The organism is Streptomyces sp. NPDC054786, from assembly GCF_053611685.1.
The window spans coordinates 197927-216007 of record NZ_JBSHAW010000007.1; the positions used below are offsets into that span (position 1 = coordinate 197927).

At 66.4% G+C, this 18081-nt stretch carries 13 protein-coding genes and 5 pseudogenes; 13 read left to right on the forward strand and 5 right to left on the reverse strand.

The features are described 5' to 3' along the window. Window positions 1-38 precede the first annotated feature (38 nt). The 4 genes and pseudogenes from ACWGI6_RS08940 to ACWGI6_RS08955 all read left to right on the forward strand — a co-directional run. Window positions 39-216: pseudogene (locus ACWGI6_RS08940) on the forward strand (helix-turn-helix domain-containing protein); the annotation flags it as partial. Between the two features lie 173 nt (window positions 217-389). Next, the gene (locus ACWGI6_RS08945; RefSeq protein WP_453266848.1) at window positions 390-1151 is read left to right on the forward strand and encodes a MerR family transcriptional regulator; all 762 of its coding nucleotides are present in this window, start codon (window positions 390-392) and stop codon (window positions 1149-1151) included. Window positions 1152-1278: 127 nt separating this feature from the next. Further along, window positions 1279-1644 carry a hypothetical protein gene (locus ACWGI6_RS08950; protein ID WP_453266849.1) on the forward strand — a complete coding sequence of 122 codons (366 nt, stop codon included), beginning with the start codon at window positions 1279-1281 and terminating at the stop codon, window positions 1642-1644. A 273-nt stretch (window positions 1645-1917) separates the two neighbouring features. Beyond that, on the forward strand, window positions 1918-2745 hold the full coding sequence (locus ACWGI6_RS08955; protein WP_453266850.1) for an SCO6745 family protein: 828 nt from the start codon (window positions 1918-1920) through the stop codon (window positions 2743-2745). A 369-nt stretch (window positions 2746-3114) separates the two neighbouring features. On the opposite strand, the pseudogene ACWGI6_RS08960 reads toward ACWGI6_RS08955, so the two are convergent. Both ACWGI6_RS08960 and ACWGI6_RS08965 read right to left on the reverse strand, forming a co-directional pair. Beyond that, window positions 3115-3249: pseudogene (locus ACWGI6_RS08960) on the reverse strand (helix-turn-helix domain-containing protein); the annotation flags it as partial. Window positions 3250-3297: 48 nt separating this feature from the next. Next, window positions 3298-3426 (reverse strand): annotated as a pseudogene (locus ACWGI6_RS08965) (Lrp/AsnC ligand binding domain-containing protein); the annotation flags it as partial. A 596-nt stretch (window positions 3427-4022) separates the two neighbouring features. Here ACWGI6_RS08965 and ACWGI6_RS08970 point away from each other — a divergent pair. The 4 genes from ACWGI6_RS08970 (at window position 4023) to ACWGI6_RS08985 (ending at window position 10064) form a co-directional block, all read left to right on the forward strand. After that, window positions 4023-4940 (forward strand): endo-beta-N-acetylglucosaminidase H, encoded by a 918-nt coding sequence (locus ACWGI6_RS08970; RefSeq protein WP_453266872.1) that lies wholly within the window; start codon window positions 4023-4025, stop codon window positions 4938-4940. Window positions 4941-6034: 1094 nt separating this feature from the next. Next, complete coding sequence (locus ACWGI6_RS08975; RefSeq protein WP_453266851.1) at window positions 6035-6649, forward strand: hypothetical protein; 615 nt, start codon at window positions 6035-6037, stop codon at window positions 6647-6649. 904 nt (window positions 6650-7553) lie between these two features. Further along, on the forward strand, window positions 7554-8885 hold the full coding sequence (locus ACWGI6_RS08980) for a multicopper oxidase family protein (protein WP_453266852.1): 1332 nt from the start codon (window positions 7554-7556) through the stop codon (window positions 8883-8885). A 228-nt stretch (window positions 8886-9113) separates the two neighbouring features. Further along, window positions 9114-10064, forward strand: a complete 951-nt coding sequence (locus ACWGI6_RS08985; protein ID WP_453266853.1) for an NAD(P)-dependent oxidoreductase — start codon at window positions 9114-9116, stop codon at window positions 10062-10064. A gap of 125 nt (window positions 10065-10189) precedes the next feature. Here ACWGI6_RS08985 and ACWGI6_RS08990 read toward each other — a convergent pair whose 3' ends face one another. Together ACWGI6_RS08990 and ACWGI6_RS08995 are read right to left on the reverse strand one after the other, a co-directional pair. Beyond that, window positions 10190-10624: a hypothetical protein gene (locus ACWGI6_RS08990; RefSeq protein WP_453266854.1), complete on the reverse strand. Its 435-nt coding sequence runs from the start codon at window positions 10622-10624 to the stop codon at window positions 10190-10192. A 388-nt stretch (window positions 10625-11012) separates the two neighbouring features. Continuing rightward, window positions 11013-11171: a hypothetical protein gene (locus ACWGI6_RS08995; protein WP_453266855.1), complete on the reverse strand. Its 159-nt coding sequence runs from the start codon at window positions 11169-11171 to the stop codon at window positions 11013-11015. 375 nt (window positions 11172-11546) lie between these two features. On the opposite strand from ACWGI6_RS08995, the gene ACWGI6_RS09000 reads away from it, so the two are divergent. The 3 genes and pseudogenes from ACWGI6_RS09000 (at window position 11547) to ACWGI6_RS09010 (ending at window position 14087) form a co-directional block, all read left to right on the forward strand. After that, on the forward strand, window positions 11547-13046 hold the full coding sequence (locus ACWGI6_RS09000) for an MFS transporter (RefSeq protein WP_453266856.1): 1500 nt from the start codon (window positions 11547-11549) through the stop codon (window positions 13044-13046). A 285-nt stretch (window positions 13047-13331) separates the two neighbouring features. Next, window positions 13332-13727 (forward strand): annotated as a pseudogene (locus ACWGI6_RS09005) (transposase); the annotation flags it as partial. 84 nt (window positions 13728-13811) lie between these two features. Next, entirely contained in the window at window positions 13812-14087 is a 276-nt protein-coding gene (locus ACWGI6_RS09010) for a hypothetical protein (protein WP_453266857.1), read from the forward strand. 8 nt (window positions 14088-14095) lie between these two features. On the opposite strand, the pseudogene ACWGI6_RS09015 reads toward ACWGI6_RS09010, so the two are convergent. Next, window positions 14096-14830, reverse strand: a pseudogene (locus ACWGI6_RS09015) (NF041680 family putative transposase); the annotation flags it as partial. Window positions 14831-15258: 428 nt separating this feature from the next. Between ACWGI6_RS09015 and ACWGI6_RS09020 the strand changes: the two are divergent. Both ACWGI6_RS09020 and ACWGI6_RS09025 read left to right on the forward strand, forming a co-directional pair. Then, entirely contained in the window at window positions 15259-15519 is a 261-nt protein-coding gene (locus ACWGI6_RS09020) for a hypothetical protein (RefSeq protein ID WP_453266858.1), read from the forward strand. 636 nt (window positions 15520-16155) lie between these two features. Continuing rightward, complete coding sequence (locus ACWGI6_RS09025; RefSeq protein ID WP_453266859.1) at window positions 16156-17478, forward strand: VanZ family protein; 1323 nt, start codon at window positions 16156-16158, stop codon at window positions 17476-17478. Window positions 17479-18081 lie beyond the last annotated feature (603 nt).

The following is an 18081-nucleotide window of genomic DNA, read 5'->3' on the forward strand; positions in this document are numbered from 1 at the left end:
AGAGCCCTTGCGGTGAGTTGGCCGGCCTGGTTCACGAAGAGATCGGCCTGGCCGCTTTGGACCCTCGCTGGGCGGGAGGTCGTCCCCGGCTGCTCAGTCCCGACGACGAGGGCTTCGTCGTCCAGACGGCCACTACACGTCCGACCACGCTGGGCCAGCCCTTTCACCCACTGGTCGATCCGCAAGCTCGCCGACTGCCTGCCTAAGAGGGCCCGGCAGTAGGTGGTTCGAACAGCGGCTGTTGGTGATCATTGGTTCATGCGAGCGGCGGGCCCGTCGTGCTTACTGAGCGTGATGCGTGCCGGGGCCTGCTTGCGCTTTCCGCTGCGTCAACTCCTACGGTCATTGGTGTGGCCGGAGAGACCGGCCCGGCGATGAGAGGCACGGCTATGGCCTGGTCCATTGCGGACGTGGCCCGGATGTCCGGGGTGACGTCCCGGACGCTGCGGCACTACGACGAGATCGGGCTGCTTGCTCCCGCGTACATCGGCAGCAACGGCCACCGCTACTACGAGGAGGCAGAGCTGCTGCGGCTGCAGCAGATCCTGCTGCTCCGGGAACTCGGTCTGGGACTGCGTGAGATCGCAGCGGTCCTGGAGCGCCAGGTCGACCAGGTGGCCGCACTGCGGGAGCACCACAGGAGGCTGCTGGCGGAGCGGGAGCGGCTGGATGTGCTGGCCGCCACAGTCGGCCGCACCATCGCCGCACTTGAACAAGACAAGGACATCCACGACATGACGAAGATCAGCATGCCGGAGAACCTGTTCGAGGGCTTCGATGCCGCCCGACACGAGGCGGCCGCCCGCGAGCAGTGGCCCCACGAGGGGGAGCAGTCGAGGCAGTTCGCCGGCACCCTCACCGATGAGGACCAGGCGCGGCTGCAGCGGGAGGCGACCGCGGCGATGGTCCGCATGGCCGAGTTCGCGGCATCCGGCACGCCGGTGACCGACCCGGCGGTGCAGGCCGAGGTCGATGCCCACTACCGGGGCATCTGCTGGATGTGGACCCCGAACGCGGCCGCGTTCAAGGCCCTCGGGCAGACCTATGTCGACGATGTGCAGTGGCGCGCGGCCTACGACCAGGTCGCTGTCGGGCTCGCCGCCTACCAGCGGGACGCGATGGCCGCCTACGCGGACGCCCGCCTGAGCTGACCGGCCACCGGCTGCTGGAGGGCTGCAGACCTCCAGCCCCGGGCATCGTCCACCCGATCTGATCCACCGCCTGGCTGTGCCCCGTCCGCGCGATGCGGCATCGCCGCATACCCATTGGAGCACCGCCGTGATCCCCGCCCACTGGGCCCGCCACCACCGCCGCGAGGACAACGAACTCCTCGGCTACCTGCGCCCGGTCGACGACAACCCGCTTGTGTTCACCCCGGTCACCGTCTTCGGCCACCCGCTCGGCGCACCCACCAAAGAGCATCACGCCCGCCAGTGCCTGGACCGCATGGGGCTGAGCTACCTGGCCCAGGACTGGATGTTGTCCCTGCCCGGCCGCCCGGACCCCGTCGCCGTCCAGATCGTCGAAGCCACCCCGCAACAGCTCAGGGTGAAAAACGTCGACTACGGCTACCCAGACGCGGACATCGGCCACATCTTCGTCCTCGACGTCCCCGCCGCCGCAGGGCAACTCCACCCACGCTGACCCCAGCCCAGCAGCCCCGGTCGCGTCGGCGACGCTGGACGGGACGAGCGCGGCGGTACCACATCGACTCTGCCCGACCAAGCACCGGTGTGGGAACCGATCCTCGCCGTGGGCAGAATCGCCCACAGCTCAATCGCCCATGCACTCAAGCTGAGGATCCACACCCAACCCTGTCGCTCAATGGTTCACCGCCCTACGCGGTGAACCATCCCGGTCAGAGCACTAGCGGCCCATACTGCTCCACGGGGCGTCACCGCAGGCATGATGGAGGCCATGACTCACACCGCCCGCCGCATGTTCGAGCTGCTAGAGCCGATCTGCCTGGTCACCTACTTCGCCGACGAGTGCAACGAGGAACTGGCCGCGCTCGGCCACCGCACCTACTGGGACGGCTACTTCGCCAGCCGCGCCGCGCCGCTGGGGCGGGTGCCGGCGCGGGTCGTGCACGCCGCCTTCTACAGCTTCGCCGAGGGGGAGGCCGAGCGGCACATCCCGAGCGCGTGGGAGACGATCCCGCCCGAGGCGTCCGTCGCCGCGCGGGAGCGGGGCAGCGCGGCCTCCGTACGGCGGATCCTCGGCGACGAGCTGGCCGACTCCCCGGGCCTGGTGCGCGCCGCCGACCTGACCACCAAAGCCGCGACGAACGCGCCCACAGAAGGTCGGGTGATGTACGCCGGGATGCGCACCCTTCCGGTGCCGAGCGACCCGGTCGCCCGCCTGTGGCATTCCGCGACCATGCTGCGCGAGCACCGATGTGACGGGCACGTCGCCGCTCTCGTCGGCGCGCGCATCGGCGGCACGGAGGCCCACCTGCTCGACGCGCTGGCGCAGGGCATCCACCCGCCGGAGTCGTTCGGGCGCGTCCATCACCTGCCGAAGGAGCGGCTGGCCGCGGTCATGGACGGCTTGCGCGAGCGCGGGCTCGTCGACACCGACGGCCGGTTCACCGACGCCGGCCGCGAGGCCAAGCAACGCATCGAAGCCCTTACCGACGAGCTCGCCGCCCCGCCGTACGACGCCCTGTCTCCCGCCGAGCTCGACGAGCTGGCCGCCGAGCTCGAACCCATCACCGCGACGCTGGTGGCCGCGGGGTCGCAGTGACGAGCAGCGACTGACGGGACGAGGAGTCCGCCGTCCGGTACGGCGAATTCCCGGCCCGGTGTTCGCGCCCGAGGTGCTCGACCGACCGTCGACTTCCTGGCCGCATCCCGATGCTGACGAGTTGGTCGGCCTGGGCACCGCCGGGCCCGCCTGTAGCTGCGTGCCGCCACACGGAGCGGACCCGAGCGCTCGTTGAGCCAGGTCCCGGCACCGCGATTGTGGTCCCCCCGGGGGTGCTGGCACCGCCTCGTCGTCGACGAGCGTGCGATCTCGTCGCGGTCGTGGTCCGGCCCGGCATCCGCCACGAGCCGGCCACCGACGCCGACCCGCTGGGTGTTGCGGGGCGCGACGTTCGTGACACGGCCGTGGTTACGCTGTGGCGTTAGCGGCTTGGCTCGTGCGACGCCAGCTCGATGGGGTGGAGTTGCGGCAACGCTTGAAGGCGACGCTGAAGGCGAAGGGGTCCTGGTATCCGACGTTCTTGGCCACTGTGGCCACTGTGGCGACGGTCGCGGTGGTGTCTCGTAGCGGCGGCCAGGCATGCAGATCGGCGACCGACGGGTTCTGCTCAATGTGGTCCAGGACGAAGTCCTCCAGGTGCTGTGCGTCCTGCACGGTCACCAGCACCTGGAATTCGTTTTTCCCGGACACCACGAACACGTCCAGCACCTCGCCCGTCACGAGCTTCGCGAAGTACCGCGGGCTCAACCCGGTGAAGGGCCTATCCAGGACGACTCCGACGCGGTGATCACACCAGCCACATCAAGATCATCCCATTGCTTCGGGTTCCCCCTGCGCGAACGCGGCAGACTTCAGTGCACGGCGAGCGGTACGCGGCTGCCACCCCACGCGAGCGAGCGCTCCTCGGTGCGGTGCAGGCGCGGACCCTCGCCGCGAATGGCTGCAGCCTGGAGGCGGCGCGGGCTCTGCTGCGCGCGGAGGAGGTCCTAGCGAATGCCCACGACGGGGTCAGGGAGCCGGACCCGGACCCGGACGTTGGCTACATGGTGGCGCGTTGTTCTCTGGCGCGTGTGGGTTCCTCGCGTCGCCGTCGCCGTCGTCGGTGGTCGGCCAGGGCGGAGGCACATGTCGACCGTGATCGGGACGCACCAACTCCGTTGCCCAGAAGTCGGGTTGTGGCGCGACGTGCGTGGGGGCTGTGAAGAGTTCGGGCATGACTCTCGGGATTCGGTCACGGGAGCGGAAAACTCGGAGGACTCACTCGGCGCTTTCGGACAGGTCGGGCGCCGACCTATGCGATGGGAGACCGATCAATGATGTTCACTCTGGTACGGAGCAGAGTGCGGATGGCCGCGCTCGCGCTCTCGGCCGTCGCGGCTCTTGCCTTCGGCGCGACCGCCACGACCGGCGCAGCAGCGGTTCCCGCACCCGCGAAACAGGGGCCGACCTCGGTGGCGTACGTCGAGGTGAACAACAACAGCATGCTGAACGTCGGCAAGTACACCCTTGCCAACGGCGGCGGCAACGTCTTCGACGTTGCCGTGATCTTCGCGGCGAACATCAACTACGACACGGGCACGAAGGCGGCGCATCTGTACTTCAACGAGAACGTGCAGCGCGTCCTCGACAACGCCGCCACGGAGATACGGCCGCTGCAGCAGAAGGGCATCAAGGTCGTCCTCTCGGTGCTCGGCAACCACCAGGGCGCGGGCTTCGCCAACTTCCCTTCACAGCAAGCGGCTTCGGCGTTCGCGAAACAACTGTCGGACATCGTGGCCAAGTACGGCCTCGACGGCATCGACTTCGACGACGAGTACGCCGAGTACGGCAACAACGGCACCGGCCAGCCCAACGACAGCTCGTTCGTGTACCTGGTGACGGCGCTGCGCGCGAACATGCCGGGCAAGATCATCAGCCTCTACAATATCGGCCCGTCCGCGTCGCGTCTCTCTTACGGCGGCGTCGACGTCTCGTCCAAGTTCGACTACGCCTGGAACCCGTACTACGGCACCTGGCAGGTCCCCGGCATCGCACTGCCCAAGTCGAAGCTGTCGCCGGCGGCCGTCGAGATCGGCCGAACCTCGCAGAGCACGGTCGCCGACCTCGCCCGCCGCACCGTCAGCGAGGGGTACGGCGTCTATCTGACGTACAACCTCGACGGCGCCGACCGCAGCGCCGATGTCTCCGCGTTCACCAGGGAGCTGTACGGCAGTGACGCCGTCTACACGCCGTAGGGTGACCGCACGCCCCAGTGCGCGGCGCTCCCTCGGGGCTTGCCGCATCCCATAGGGCTGTGATCCGTGCAGGCCGCGCTTTCGACAACGATGTCGGGGGGCGCGGCGCGGGTTGACCATTCACTTTCGTGCGCCCCCGCGACGCGGCTGCTGTGCTGCGACCATGGGTAAGTGCTGTCCCGGGCCGGGGCCCTGACTCAGGAGAGCTGACAGCGCGCTGACCGGGGTGTCTTGCTCACGCTGTGCCGATGGTGGCCGGGGATGGTGCGGTGTCGGTGTCGGTGTCGGTGTCGGTGCCGGTGCCGGTGCCGGGCCGGGCGGGTGTGTCCCGATAGGGGCTTGCCGACCAGCCCGACGTTGCCACAGTTCTGACCGCCCGCGCGGTCCGGTGCCGGCGACGCGATGTGCCATCGGGTCGGGAGGTGGACGAGCATGACCAGTATGTCCCCCGCTCCGCTGCCCGCCGTCGCCGGCCACGGGAGAGGTGGTTCTTGGAGTGGACACGCACCGGGACGCTCATGTCGCCGCCGTGCTCTCCTTGCTGGGGACAAGGGTCGGCACCCGGGTTCTCAGCCACCGCGGCCGGATACCGCTACCTGCTCAAGATGACCCGAGGGTTGGGCGCCATGCGGAGGGCCGGGGTGGAGAGGGTCGGGCGGCATCGCGCTGACCACCGCGTCTCTGCTGTCCGGCACCGTACACACGGCCCAGGCCGCAGCCGGACCGACCTGGAACAAGAACGTTCATTGCAAGGCCACGGACCCCGAAGGGCGCCACATAGTGACCCGGTGAGGCAACCCCCACCTCGGCTGGAATCACTTCACCTACCGCCACAACATCCGCGTCTGTAAGACCCTCACCGCCGCTATCCATGGAAAAGTCGACCACAACGACCATCAGGGGCGACTGGAATACGACGGCGTCGCCGTCAAGACAGGCCCCGGGGCCCAGGAGGTCCACTTCAAGGTCATCGTCCAGTACGCCCGCAAGACCAAGGACAAGAAGTACGACGCCGGCAAGGGGCAGACGATCGGCGTTGTCAACGCGTTCTGCCGCAACCAAGCCAACAACAAGTGCCCCGCATGGATGAACGAGTGACGCACCCCGAAGACCGAGAGCAGCAGGCGTCCATCAGCCGTCTGCTGTTGGACTACCTGAACGCACCCATCGCCGAGGGCTGCCACCTGCGTGGCGTCCTGCCCGCCCCTGGCGCCGTACGGATCGCCATCCACGCCGGGGACGACGACGAGGTCGGCGCCACTTTCCTCTACGAGATCCCCTACGACGCCGTGGCCCCCGCCTACATCCCCGGCATCCTGCGCACCACCCTGGCCGGGACCCAGCTCTACAGCAGCGACGACATCAGCAAGACCATGGGGATGACCCTCATCCGCCTCAACCCGGAGGACATCACCCCCGCGCCCGAACCCGAAGAGGGCCAGGCGCTCAGTATTCTGCGCGCCCTGTCCGACCCCGGCGATGACGAGAACCCCTTCCTGATCGGCTTCCTGATGAGGGGTGACAGCCGACTGCGCCTGTACGTGCAGCATCCCGGCGGCGACGGCATCATCGGCGCCGACATCCACCTGGCCGACATGCTCACCGCGCTGATCGCTTCGCTTCCCTCCCTCGTCAGGGAAGAGGAGCGCCACCAGCCGGCCCCGGACGACCCGCACTGTGATCTCCTCGTGGACCTGACCGGCTGGTAGGACCGCAGCCACGATGGCGCCCCGCACCACGGCTGAGGTCTCAGATTTACGAGGCTGTTCCAACTCCCTCATCAAACGGCCTGACCGTGTTGGACCGGGTGGCCGGCGCGTTGCGCATGGCGGTCTCGGCCATGTCCTCGTCCTGCGGCACCAACGACACCACGGTGGCCGCGGCGCCCAGGGGCGAAGTGGATCAGTGTGCTTCACCCGCAGCCCCCAGCCCTCTGCTGCAGGCCGTGCGAGACCGCCTGGAAGCAACCGTCGCGGCCGGCCATGACCGTGACGACCTCGCCGCCGTCGACTACCTGAGGAAGCCGCCGTCGTAGTCCGTATGCGGGCCGTCGTTCCGGTCCCGGCCGTACGAAGTCACCGGAGCAGTAGCAGGGCGGCGGCGCTCGACAGCGACCTGTCAGCCGCTTCTGCAAGAGATCATCGAGGACGTCCACTGGTGAAGCGGGGCCCACAGGGGCAGCCGAGCGGCGAGCCCGGCCCCGGCCCAGGACGGTGTGGACGCAGGTTCGAATCCCGCCCTGGTGCCCATAAATGCCCCCGCTTGCTTCGTGCGCTTGGCCCGGCCTGACGCTGTTCGGGTCGGCCGTTCCCTTCGGCAGCGGGTCGTGGGTCCGGTTGGCGGGACTCTCGCGCCAGGATGAGCCGAAAGGTACCAATTTCGGCTGGGGAGCGATCTGGCCGCATTCCTGGCGCTACGTCACATCGGAGGAAAGTGATGCGGCTTCATTCCCAGGGGAGAAAGTCCTTTGCCGGGGCGCTCCTCGCCGTTCTCGCCCTTGTCTCGGGCTGTGGCACTTCGGGTGCGGAGCACGCCCCGGTATCCTCTCCGTCGGCTTCCTCGTCATGGGCCTCGGCCCGGCCGGGAAATGCGCTGCGGAACCCCGAGGAAGTGGTGAGCCAGGACGGGTTGCTGCGCACGCGGATCGTGGTGGAGCGCAAAAAGGTGGAGCTCGCCGGCCGAAAGCTGTGGGCCCTGACCTATAACGGGCAGTACATGCCGCCGACCCTGCGCATCAAACCCGGGGATCGGATGGAGCTGGCCGTGGTGAACAACATCGACAAGGTGACGAACCTGCATGTTCACGGCCTGCATGTTTCACCGAGCGGCAATTCCGACAACATCTTCGTCGCGATCGAGCCCGGGCAGACGTATCACTACGCGTACCAGTTCCCGAGCAACCTCGCCGCGGGGACTTACTGGTATCACCCGCACCCACACACGCAGAGTGGCCCTCAGACGGCCGGGGGCATGTCCGGCCTCATCATCGTCGACGGGCTGAAGAAGTACCTGCCGAAATCACTGCAGGGCATCAGGGAGCGGGTCATTGCGCTCAAGGACTTCCAGGTCCAGGGTGATCAGGTCAAGACCGAGGGTCTCAAGATCGGCGGATCCACGAATCGCACGGTCAACGGCCAGCTGAACCCCGTCATCGATATCCGGCCAGGCGAGGTTCAGCTCTGGCGGATCGCGAACATCGGCGCCAACATCTTCTACAAGGTGGCGCTGCCCGGCCGGAAGTTCCACGTGATCGCCAGGGACGCGAATCCCGTCAACACGATCTATTCCGCGAAATCGATCGTCATCCCGGCCGCGGCGCGCTTCGACGTGCTGGTGGAAGGCGGCCCGCCCGGTACGTCCGAGCTGCAGACGCTCCCGTACAACACGGGTACGGCCGGCAACCAGTTCCCCCGGGCAACCCTCGCCACGGTTGTCTCGCAGGGCAAGACAATGGCCCCGGTGAAGATTCCCACCGCCTTCGCGCCGACGAAGGACCTGTCCAAGGCCAGGATCGCCGCTCGGAAGACGATCACGTATACCGAGAATCCGGCAGGGACTCAGTTCTTCATCAACGGCAGGCAATTCGACATGAACCGCACGGACTTCACGGCGAAGCTGAACACCGTCGAGGAGTGGACGGTCCAGAACCATACCGACGAAGTGCACTCGTTCCATACGCATACCGATGACTTCCAGGTGATGAGCGAGAACGGCGTTCCGGTGAGGTTCTACGGCTGGCGGGACACGGTGGACATTGCGCCCCGCGGGGAATCCGTGCTCCGGATCCGATTCTCGGACTACACCGGAAGGACGGTGCTGCACTGCCACATCCTCAATCACGAGGATGCGGGCATGATGGCCACTCTCGAGATCGTCGGCGACCAGCCAGCCGGCGGGGCCGGTAAAGAACCAATTCCTCCTCACCACGCTCGGCCGCATGCCTGAGCCGACCTGGGCCGCGCTACCGGCGGGCAGCCCCAGGTTGCCTCCGTGCCCCTGGATGCGCGGACCGTGGCGGCGCCGTCGGCCGCCCCTCCCACTCACCGGACTTCCTTGCATTCTCCACAGGGCTTGGCCGTCGCCCGTCGGCTCTTCGTCGGTCGTACACCGCGTCCGGTCGGTCAGCTGCAGGGCCGCATCGGTCGAGCCGTCTTCCAGGATTGAGGTACGGAAATGACGATTGCCGCCCAGGACCGCCTGCGTATCGGCTGGATCGGCGTCGGCCGCATGGGCTTCCAACTGGCGGCCCGGCTGCTGGATGCGGGGCACGACGTAGCCGTCTACAACAGGACCCGCGCCAAGGCCGAACCGCTGACTGAACGGGGAGCGACGATCGCCGACCGGCCGGTTGATCTGGCCGACCGGGACGTCGTCTTCACCATGGTCACCGCCTCGGCCGCCCTGGAGGCGGTCACCACGGGGTCGGGCGGCGTGCTGACCTCGCCGCCGGATGCCACGCCGGAGGTGCTGATCGACTGCTCCACGGTGTCCACCCAGGCGTCCGCGCTGATCCGGAACAAAGCCGCCAGGCGTGGAACCGACTTCCTGGCCGCCACGGTCAGCGGGAACCCGAAGGTGATCGCCGCGGGCAAACTGACGGTCGCGGTCTCCGGCTCACCCGAGGTGTTCGGCCGGGTTGAGCCGTTGCTGGCAGTGCTGGGGCGCGGGGTGACCTACGTCGGCGAGGGCGAAGTCGCCCGTCTCGTCAAGATCGCGCACAACGTCTTCCTCGGCGTCGTCACCCAGTCGCTCGCCGAGATCACCATCCTGGCGGAGAAGGGCGGTGTCAGCCGTGCCGCCTTCCTGGAATTCCTCAACGACTCCGTGATGGGCTCCACCTTCACCCGTTACAAGTCGCCCGCGCTGGTCAACCTGGACTTCACGCCGACGTTCACCGCGCCGCTACTGCGCAAGGACTTCGACCTGGGGCTGTCCGCGGCCCGCGAGCTGGAGGTCCCGATGCCGCTCGCCGCCGCCACCGCTCAGCTCGTCGCGGGTGCCATCGGTGCGGGGCATGTCGAAGAGGACTTCGCCTCCTTGATCCTTGAGCAGGCCAGGAACTCCGGCATCACGCTGGAAGCCCAGAACGTGCCAGTGGACGACGGTCTGTCACCGCAAAGCTGACCTGCCGACCGGCACCACCAGTGCGGCCCGCCGGCCCGACCGACGGTGCGCTCGCCTGTCGACTCGACTCAGCTCCTCCGCGACGTGGATGCGCCGGCAGCCTTCGTGGCCGAGATGCCGTTCGTTCAGGGCATGTGGCGCGTTGGGCCGCGCAGCCCGAGCAGGAAGCATGTAGCCGAAAGGAAGAGCAGGACACCTTCGACCGCGAGGCTGACCAGCCCCAGAGGTTCGGTCCAGTTTCCGACATCGCTGCGGAAGTCGGGCAGACCCGGTCCACGCGAGAGCGCATAGCCCGCGATGGGACCGGCGGCCACGCCCATCGCGAGAAACCAGCCAAGCCTGACATGGCCCGCAAAGAGCAGCACGGCGGTAACAACGCCGACGATTTCCAAGACCCAATAGAGGGCAGCGATGTACGTGGGGGTCTTGGAACCGGGTACACCACCCTGGTCCACGACGTGGATCGCGGATACGGCCAGACACAACAGCCCTCCCACGATTTGCGTGGCCCAGCCCGCGGCGGCTCCCTTGCGCTTTTCCACGTGATCGAACTCCTGCATCCGGTGCGTTCCGGATGCAGCACGTGTATCCGGTACGGGCGCGTGGTCACGCCGCTCTTGCCGCTGCCATGTCCCCGTATCCGGCGGATGGATGGACAGCGCCGGGCAGCTCCGTACAGTTCATGCTGTCCCTGCAGGGGCCGCACGCCGGCAGAGCCAGGTGGCTGAGCCCCGATGTCACCTCCCCGACCTCGTGGTCGACGACTCCGTCCCGGCTGACGTCCTCGGCATCGGCCACCACGACGTCGACGAGGCGTACCTCGCCGCAGTCGTCGGCTCTGCACCCGCGCCCCGGCTTCAAGCCGCGCATCCTGGAGGCTTTCACCGAGGGGATTCGGCCCAGGCCACAGACCACGTTCGGCAACGTCAAAGCCGACGTCCTCGCACACTACGTGCCCGGCTTCGAGCGGGGGGACTTCGTACGCACCATCCTGGACTCCCCGTGGGCCGAATAGCCCACGAGTGAAGCAGCGACCGCGTGGTCGTGGTAGCCGCCTTCGACGGCGAGCAGCTGCTGGACGTCACCGGCCCTTGAGTTCTCCACCATGGCGAACGCCTTCGGCACCCGCTACGTCGTACGACTGTCTCCCCGGCCGGCCAGCCCTGGCGCCAGGCCGCCGCATGACCGCAAGATCGTGCCACCACGCCCATATTCAGGTGATGATGACTCCACTCATCGTCACGATCAGTGATGATCGTCAGTGGCAGATGTCCCTGCTGCTGTACCGCGGGAACTCCAGGTGGTGGAGCTCTGGTAGTCAGCATGCCGGATTCCGGTGCTGGTTGGCGCTGAATTCCTCCCCTGAGACCGGAAAACCGCAGGTCCTAGCTCTGATCGGATGAGTCGTCGTACCTATTCACTCGATGTCTGGCCTGCCGTGTGCACGGACACTGGGTCGTGACTCCGTCGAAAGGAGCCCCCGTGGGACCGAGGAGGCGACCACCAGGCAGGGCGACGTCAGCAGGCCGGCCAGATCCGAGCCGGTGGCGTGCCTTGTGGGTCACGCTGGTGGCGGGCTTCATGATCCTGCTCGATGTGACGATCGTCGCGGTCGCGCTGCCCTCGATACAAAGGGATCTGGGTGCCTCCCCGGCCGCAGTCCAATGGGTGGTGTCCGGGTATGCGCTGACGTTCGCACTTGCACTCGTGCCGGCCGGACGTCTTGGCGATGCGATCGGCCGACGCCGGATTTTCCTCGGAGCGCTCGCGGCCTTCGTCTTGTGCAGCATCGCAGCGGGGGCGGCCCCGACGATCACCCTGCTCGTCATCGCCCGCATGGCGCAAGGAATCGCCGCAGGCTGCCTTGCTCCTCAGAATTCTGCGCTGATCCAGCAGATGTTCACTGGAGTCGAGCGTGCTCGCGCCTTCGGCTTGTTCGGCGCCACTGTCGGTATCTCCAGTGCGGTCGGTCCGATCACCGGAGGCGTCATCCTCGCCTTGGCCACCGGACCCCAGGGCTGGCGCTGGATCTTCTTCGTCAACGTTCCCGTGGGTGCCGTGGCACTCGTACTCGGCTACCGGCTGCTGCCCCGCGTCGCCCCGGGCAAGAAGGGACACCTCGATCTGTCGGGCGTCGCCCTGATCGGTTGCGGTGTCCTGGCGGTCCTGCTGCCGTTGGTCCAAGCCGACTCCGGCGGCGTGCGCCGTCTGTGGTGGCTCTTCCCGGTAGGGGCACTGCTGCTGTTCGGCTTCGGGTGGTGGGAGCGCCGAGTCGCAGCCCAAGGCGGCGAACCGCTGCTGCACCCAAGGCTGATTGCCGAAACCCGCGGCTATGCGACCGGTGCCAGCCTGGCGACGCTCTACTTCATGGGATTCAGCGGTGTGTGGATCGTGTTCGCACTCTTCTTCCAAAACGGCCTGGGCTATTCGCCGCTGCAGTCCGGACTGGCCGTGACACCATTCGCGGTGGGCTCCGCGGGAGCGGCCGTCGTAGCCGGACGGCTTGTGGAGCGGATGGGCAGGCTGCTGACCGTGCTCGGCCTGGTCGGTGTCGTCGTCGGGCTCGCCGCAGCGGCGCTGTTGCTCAGGTTCGCCCCGCCGTCGGTCGCCGTCTGGGCCGCTGTCCCCGCCCTCCTCGTGGGCGGTATCGGCAGTGGCTTCGTCATCTCCCCGAATGTGACGATGACGCTGCGGGAAGTGCCGGTGCCGATGGCGGGCGCCGCCGGCGGTGCGCTACAGACCGGACAGCGCCTGGGCGGCGCAGTGGGCACGGCCGCACTTCCCGGCACGTACTACCTGGTACTGACCTCAAGCGGGGACGACTACCGGTTGGCCGTGGCAGCGTCCGTCGGCGTAGGCATCGCCGCCATCTTGACGGCGTTGGGCATCGCACTGATCGAGTGGCGTACCGACCGTGGCGCAACAGCGGACCCGTGCCCGCCCGAAGTCGCCCACGGGCACTGTCATGCCACCCAAAGCTGAGACTCGTCGGGCTGCGAACCATCTCTTAGGTGAGCTGGAGGCCGAGGTCGGCTAGGACCTGTCCGGCGGATCATGCCTGGGCCGCGGGGTCTGGCACGCCCACCTGCGGCGTTGTCCTCAATCTTCCCCAAGCCCTCGACTTCGCTCGAGCAGGGGAGACCCCATCGACCCCGCTCACCACCACAGATCAGAGCCGGCCTCCGAAGCCACCATGATCCGCCGGAGGGGCCCTCCAACGCCACCGCCTACGAGATCGCCGAACGGGCGGCGGACCTCCAACGAGCGATCTTGTCGGACGCGAACGGATGGCCTGGTCGTCGGCCTCTCCGCCGCGAACGTCCACGACAGCCTCACACTGAAGCCCATGGTCCAGGGTCACCAAACGAGACACGACGCCACTTCAAGCCCCAACGTCTCCACGCGGACAAGGCTTACGACATCCCGCACCTGCGGCGATGGCTCTGGGCAAGCACATCGGGGTCCGCATCGCTCGCAAGCGTGTCGAGTCCAGCGAACGATTGGGGCCTCGCAGGTGGGCGATCGAGCGGACCATGTCGTGGCTTTCCGGCTACCGCAGACTCAGCCCCCGCTACGAACGTCCAACCCAGCAACTACCTGGCCTTTCTCGGCCTCGCCGTCGCACTCTGCTGTTACAAGCGACTCGACCGGTTCACCGCATAGGACACTGTCTTAGCTTGTTCTTTAAGGTCTGCCGCCTGAAAGCGTGGGACGAGGCCAATCCAGCCCCTGAGTAGGGTTGTGGCCATGGCCAAGGGAATGGGGCGGCGGCTCAAGGTGGATCTGGACAGCGGCGTCGAGGACGCGACGCTGCTCATCCTGGAGTGGCTCGGCGAGCAGGGTGTAGGTGCCATGATCCGGGTCGACGCGGAGCGCATACGTGACGGTCAGCCGGCGTGGACATTCGCAGCCTCTGGCGGGCCCCTGGATGGCGGGATGAGGGCCGATGGGACCTCGGCCGCCGAGTGCATGGGCAGAGCGTTGCTTGGGTTGCGGGAAGCCGGGCTGGTCGTTCCGTTCTGAAGCCGTGTTCAGCGTCTGAGCTGGTCGCGTTCGGTGATGCTTTCGGGGCGTCTGGTGGTCTTGCCGACGCCGTAGCGGGTGGCTGGGCGCCGGTTCTTCGAGCCGAGCGGCCTGCTGGGGCCGGGCCGGTTAAGTTTTGCCGCACGGGCCGGGCAGGACAAGTTCGGGCGGAGGTTCCTGAACCCCCGGCGGACACGAGCCGGGGTGAGCTGGCCGGGCTCGGCCGGCTTCTCCCACGGACGGCGAAGGTCGGCGACCAGGGGCCGGGCTAGGCGGAGTTGGGTGTGGGCGGCGATGATCAGCCAGGTCCACCGGTCCGCCGCCGCGGGCGTGCGGAGCTTCGGGTGGGTCCAGCCCAGCGTCTGCTCGATCATCCGGAAGGTGTGCTCCAGATCGAACCTGCGCAAGAACGACTGCCGGCGCAGATCGACGTCCTCACCCGACAGGCTGGTCGCCGACGACCACAGCCAGACCGGCAGTGGATCGTGACCGCCGGGCAGACGGTCGACCTCCAGACGGATCAACGTGCCCCCGATGACGGGGAGTTCGCCGTTGTGGTCGATCCCTGCCGAGCGCGTGGTCAGCCTCGGGTGAATGCGGTCCCAGGCCATCACGCGAGCGGTGCCGTAGCGGTCGGTGACCTGCACGGTCTCCGCGTACGGATCGCCCCATGAATCCGGCTTGGCGAAGCGGAACTCCTTGCCGTGCTTCGGCGGGCGTCCTCCCTGTGGCCGTGAAATCGAGGCGTTCGCCTCGCCAGTTGCCCGGCATCATCGCGTCCACGCGCTCCGGCGCCGCCTGCAAAGGAGCGAGGGCTTGGCCAAGCCCTCCAACGCCGGCATGGGAATCTGCACCTTCGGTCCCGGTGCGACAGCCGCAGCAACCCTCTGACGGATGCTGTCTGTGGCTGCGTTCACCATCTCTGCCAGCCGCGATTCGAAGACGTTGGTCATCCGGTTTCCTCCCTGTGCGTGGAAACATCTTCCGGCATCGGGTCCCCACCGACTCGCCCCTTTCTTCTCTGGCCATCACCGCAGCAGGAACGGACGCCTGCCGTCTCCAGGCCGGCGCCGATACCGGCCGAGGCTGCGAGGCGGTGTGACGGCAGCATCTGAGCATTCGGGTATCCGTTGTGCGGCGTGGTGCCCGGGCATCCGGGGTTGTCCGGACCGTGAGTGACTCCTTGCCCGACCGGCTCGCCGGGCTGGCCGACGCCGCTATCGCCGTCCTGGACACTTCGGTCGATCCGGGCTGGTCGCCCTTCAGAGCAGGCGACGCCCTGACCGTGATCGACGTCCTGACCGTCGCGCTGGCGAAGCACGGCGGCCTGCTGACCGACGCCTGTGCACCGGATGGGGAATGTTGGCTCGGAAGGTGTACGGGACACCTGGTGGCCGAAAATGCTCCCGCAGCAAGATCGAACACATGTTAGACTCCTCCTCGCCGTAAAGACGGTGTAAAGAACCAGGGGGAATTGTGAACTCGCGCTATCGCGTGGCCGCTGCCATTGCGTCCGTCGTTACTCTTATGCCTTTCATGACCGCCGCCAGCGCAAGTGCCGCAGAGGTAAAGCCGGGGATGGCTAAGGCGTCCGCCTCGTCCTACAGCTGCCCGCACGACGGGTATATCACGAACTGGGACGTGTGTACCTCGCTCGGTAATGGTGTTCTGCTCATGAACTCGGCGACTAAGGGAACCTATATAGACGTCTCATACGACAAGACTGCAGGCGGTTCCGTTTCCTGCAAGGTCGGTTATCTCCGGAGTGGTACAAATCACTGGAGTGGGACCAAGACGTGCAGTACTTCGCTGACCGCCTCGGCACAGTGGTCCCCTTCGGCGTCCTGCAGCCCTGACGTTGGCCTTCTCCTTTCCGGTGGAACCACTTATCAGACCCCGCCCACGAGGAAGTGCTGACGTTTTTCATGCTGGTACGGCCTATTCTCATCGAGAGTTAGTCAGCCAGCTCAAGGTTTCACGGGACTGCGCCGTGATGCCTTTCGCGCCCCCTTGCGGAAATCGCCGGGGGGCGCCGCACGTTCACAGAACCATCCCAGGGGAGCTGCCCATGCTTGAAGCCGTCTTCAAAGGCCATACAGCATTCACCCTTACCGCGACCGCTATTTGCCTGGTCTTCTTTATTGCGGTTCTTCTCGCCTCGAAGAAGAGAACGGATCGCCCGCTTTCGCTGGCGCTCTGGTGCACTTCGATGCTGAGTGTAAGTATCTTGACGCTGTGGACCACAGGCGGCAGCCAAGGGTCAGGCAGGTGCGTTGTAAATCTCAAGCTCCTTGAACCCTTCGGAACCGAGCAGGGCATATTGAACTGCCTCATGTTCGCGCCAGTGGGCTTCATGGGCGTACTCGTAACACGCAAGATTCTTCCCGCCGTCGCCTGTGGCGTGGCCCTTTCAGCCGTGATCGAGACTACGCAAGGCGCGCTGCCCGCCATCGGAAGAGCATGCGACACCAGCGACTTCGTATCTAATTCTACTGGTAGCTTGCTGGGTGCACTTATAGCATTCCTTATCGTGCGATGGCAGAAAAGCGACGTGCCGCCCTGGCGAATTCGGGGTCCGTGGGCAGTAATCACGTGTGTATTCTTCTCTGTGATTCTTGGGGCCGTCTGGGTGACCTCTATCCAGCCGCATCCCGTGAAAGCTACTGAGGCAGTTGGGGCGGCGGCTGGCGATCAGCGCAATGCCGTTGCCAAGGCCGTCCGTGAGGCATTCGGAAATCACTACACGGTTGGCAACGTGCAATTCTCATCCTCCCCGGATTCTGACAGTGGAACTGTTATGGCGAGTTTGCCTGTGGGGTTCGTCCAAATCAATTGGCCAGAAGGTAATGAGATCACGGCCAGCCTGGACATGTCGGACAGTGGGAAGCCGTCCGGTTTTCCAGTACCCGGAGCGCCGGCGCAGGTCGCAAATTCGATGCAGGCGAAGCAGACAGCTACCACATACGCCGATGCGCATTTCCCGTGGGCTATCCGAGACAGTAAAATAGAAATCTCGCCAGTCGGCGACAACGCCTCCCTGGGCTGGCTCGTTAGTTGGCGCAGGCATCGCGATGCCGTACTCATGCCTATGCGATTGGACGTCCAGATCGATCGCACGGGGCGCGTGTCTCAACTCTCGACGCGCAGAGCATCCGATGTCTCAATCCCACCCACTCGCATCAACAAGCAAAAGGCACTCAAGCTCGCCAAGAGTTCTGTGCCAGGATGCCAAAAAGCCGAAGTGGGAGAATTGCTGGCTGTGCAAAAAGGCTCCAAGTGGCATGCCGTTTGGCGCATCGTGGTCACCTGCGAGCGATCAAGCGTACTCGTCCATATCAATGCATCCTCCGGCGCCGTGGAGATGAAGGAAAAGCACCAAAATCCGGCCTGACGAACGAGCTCCGGGCGACTCCGCAGCCCGGCCAGCAGCAGTCCCCGCACCCCGGAGCGGTGCGGGGACTGCTTTGCATCGTTCGGCGGCAGCCTGTCAAAAGCCGGCGTTTGGCAGAGGGCGAGGGAAGCAAACCAGGAGGCGCATGGTGAAGTCCTGTACAGGGGAGGGCTGGGCGAATGACGCTCAGGCGAACATGCGCCGATAAAGATCATGCGGCACCTTCTCGCGCTGACGCGCAGATGCGCGCGGCGACCCACAGCAACAGCACCTGGAGCGGCACCCACTACGTCAGCGGATCCAAATCGATCAAGCTGATGGACGCACCTGCCGCAGGCGGTTGCGCGCAACCGCGCGATCCGGTTGTGCTCACGCAATGTCCCGCAACCTTCATCCGCGGCCCGCACGGCGCAGCATCCTGAAACCTGACGGGTATTCACAGAAGGGCACGGCCATGACGCTCAGGTTCATCGGCACGGCATCCGACGACGGTGACTGCCCCACCCTCTGACAAATCCGTTGCCGATCACTCCATGAGCGAAGCGCTGACCTTGGGATCTGGTGATCATTTCCGGATTTTTGGCCGTGGTGTGGCGCGGCTCT

Coding starts and splice junctions, on each gene's coding strand:
- ACWGI6_RS08970 (WP_453266872.1), top strand. CDS start 4,023: ATGTTCACTCTGGTACGGAGCAGAGTGCGGATGGCCGCGCTCGCGCTC.
- ACWGI6_RS08955 (WP_453266850.1), top strand. CDS start 1,918: ATGACTCACACCGCCCGCCGCATGTTCGAGCTGCTAGAGCCGATCTGC.
- ACWGI6_RS09010 (WP_453266857.1), top strand. CDS start 13,812: ATGGCCAAGGGAATGGGGCGGCGGCTCAAGGTGGATCTGGACAGCGGC.
- ACWGI6_RS08945 (WP_453266848.1), top strand. CDS start 390: ATGGCCTGGTCCATTGCGGACGTGGCCCGGATGTCCGGGGTGACGTCC.
- ACWGI6_RS08990 (WP_453266854.1), bottom strand. CDS start 10,624: ATGCAGGAGTTCGATCACGTGGAAAAGCGCAAGGGAGCCGCCGCGGGC.
- ACWGI6_RS08985 (WP_453266853.1), top strand. CDS start 9,114: ATGACGATTGCCGCCCAGGACCGCCTGCGTATCGGCTGGATCGGCGTC.
- ACWGI6_RS08995 (WP_453266855.1), bottom strand. CDS start 11,171: ATGGTGGAGAACTCAAGGGCCGGTGACGTCCAGCAGCTGCTCGCCGTC.
- ACWGI6_RS09025 (WP_453266859.1), top strand. CDS start 16,156: ATGCTTGAAGCCGTCTTCAAAGGCCATACAGCATTCACCCTTACCGCG.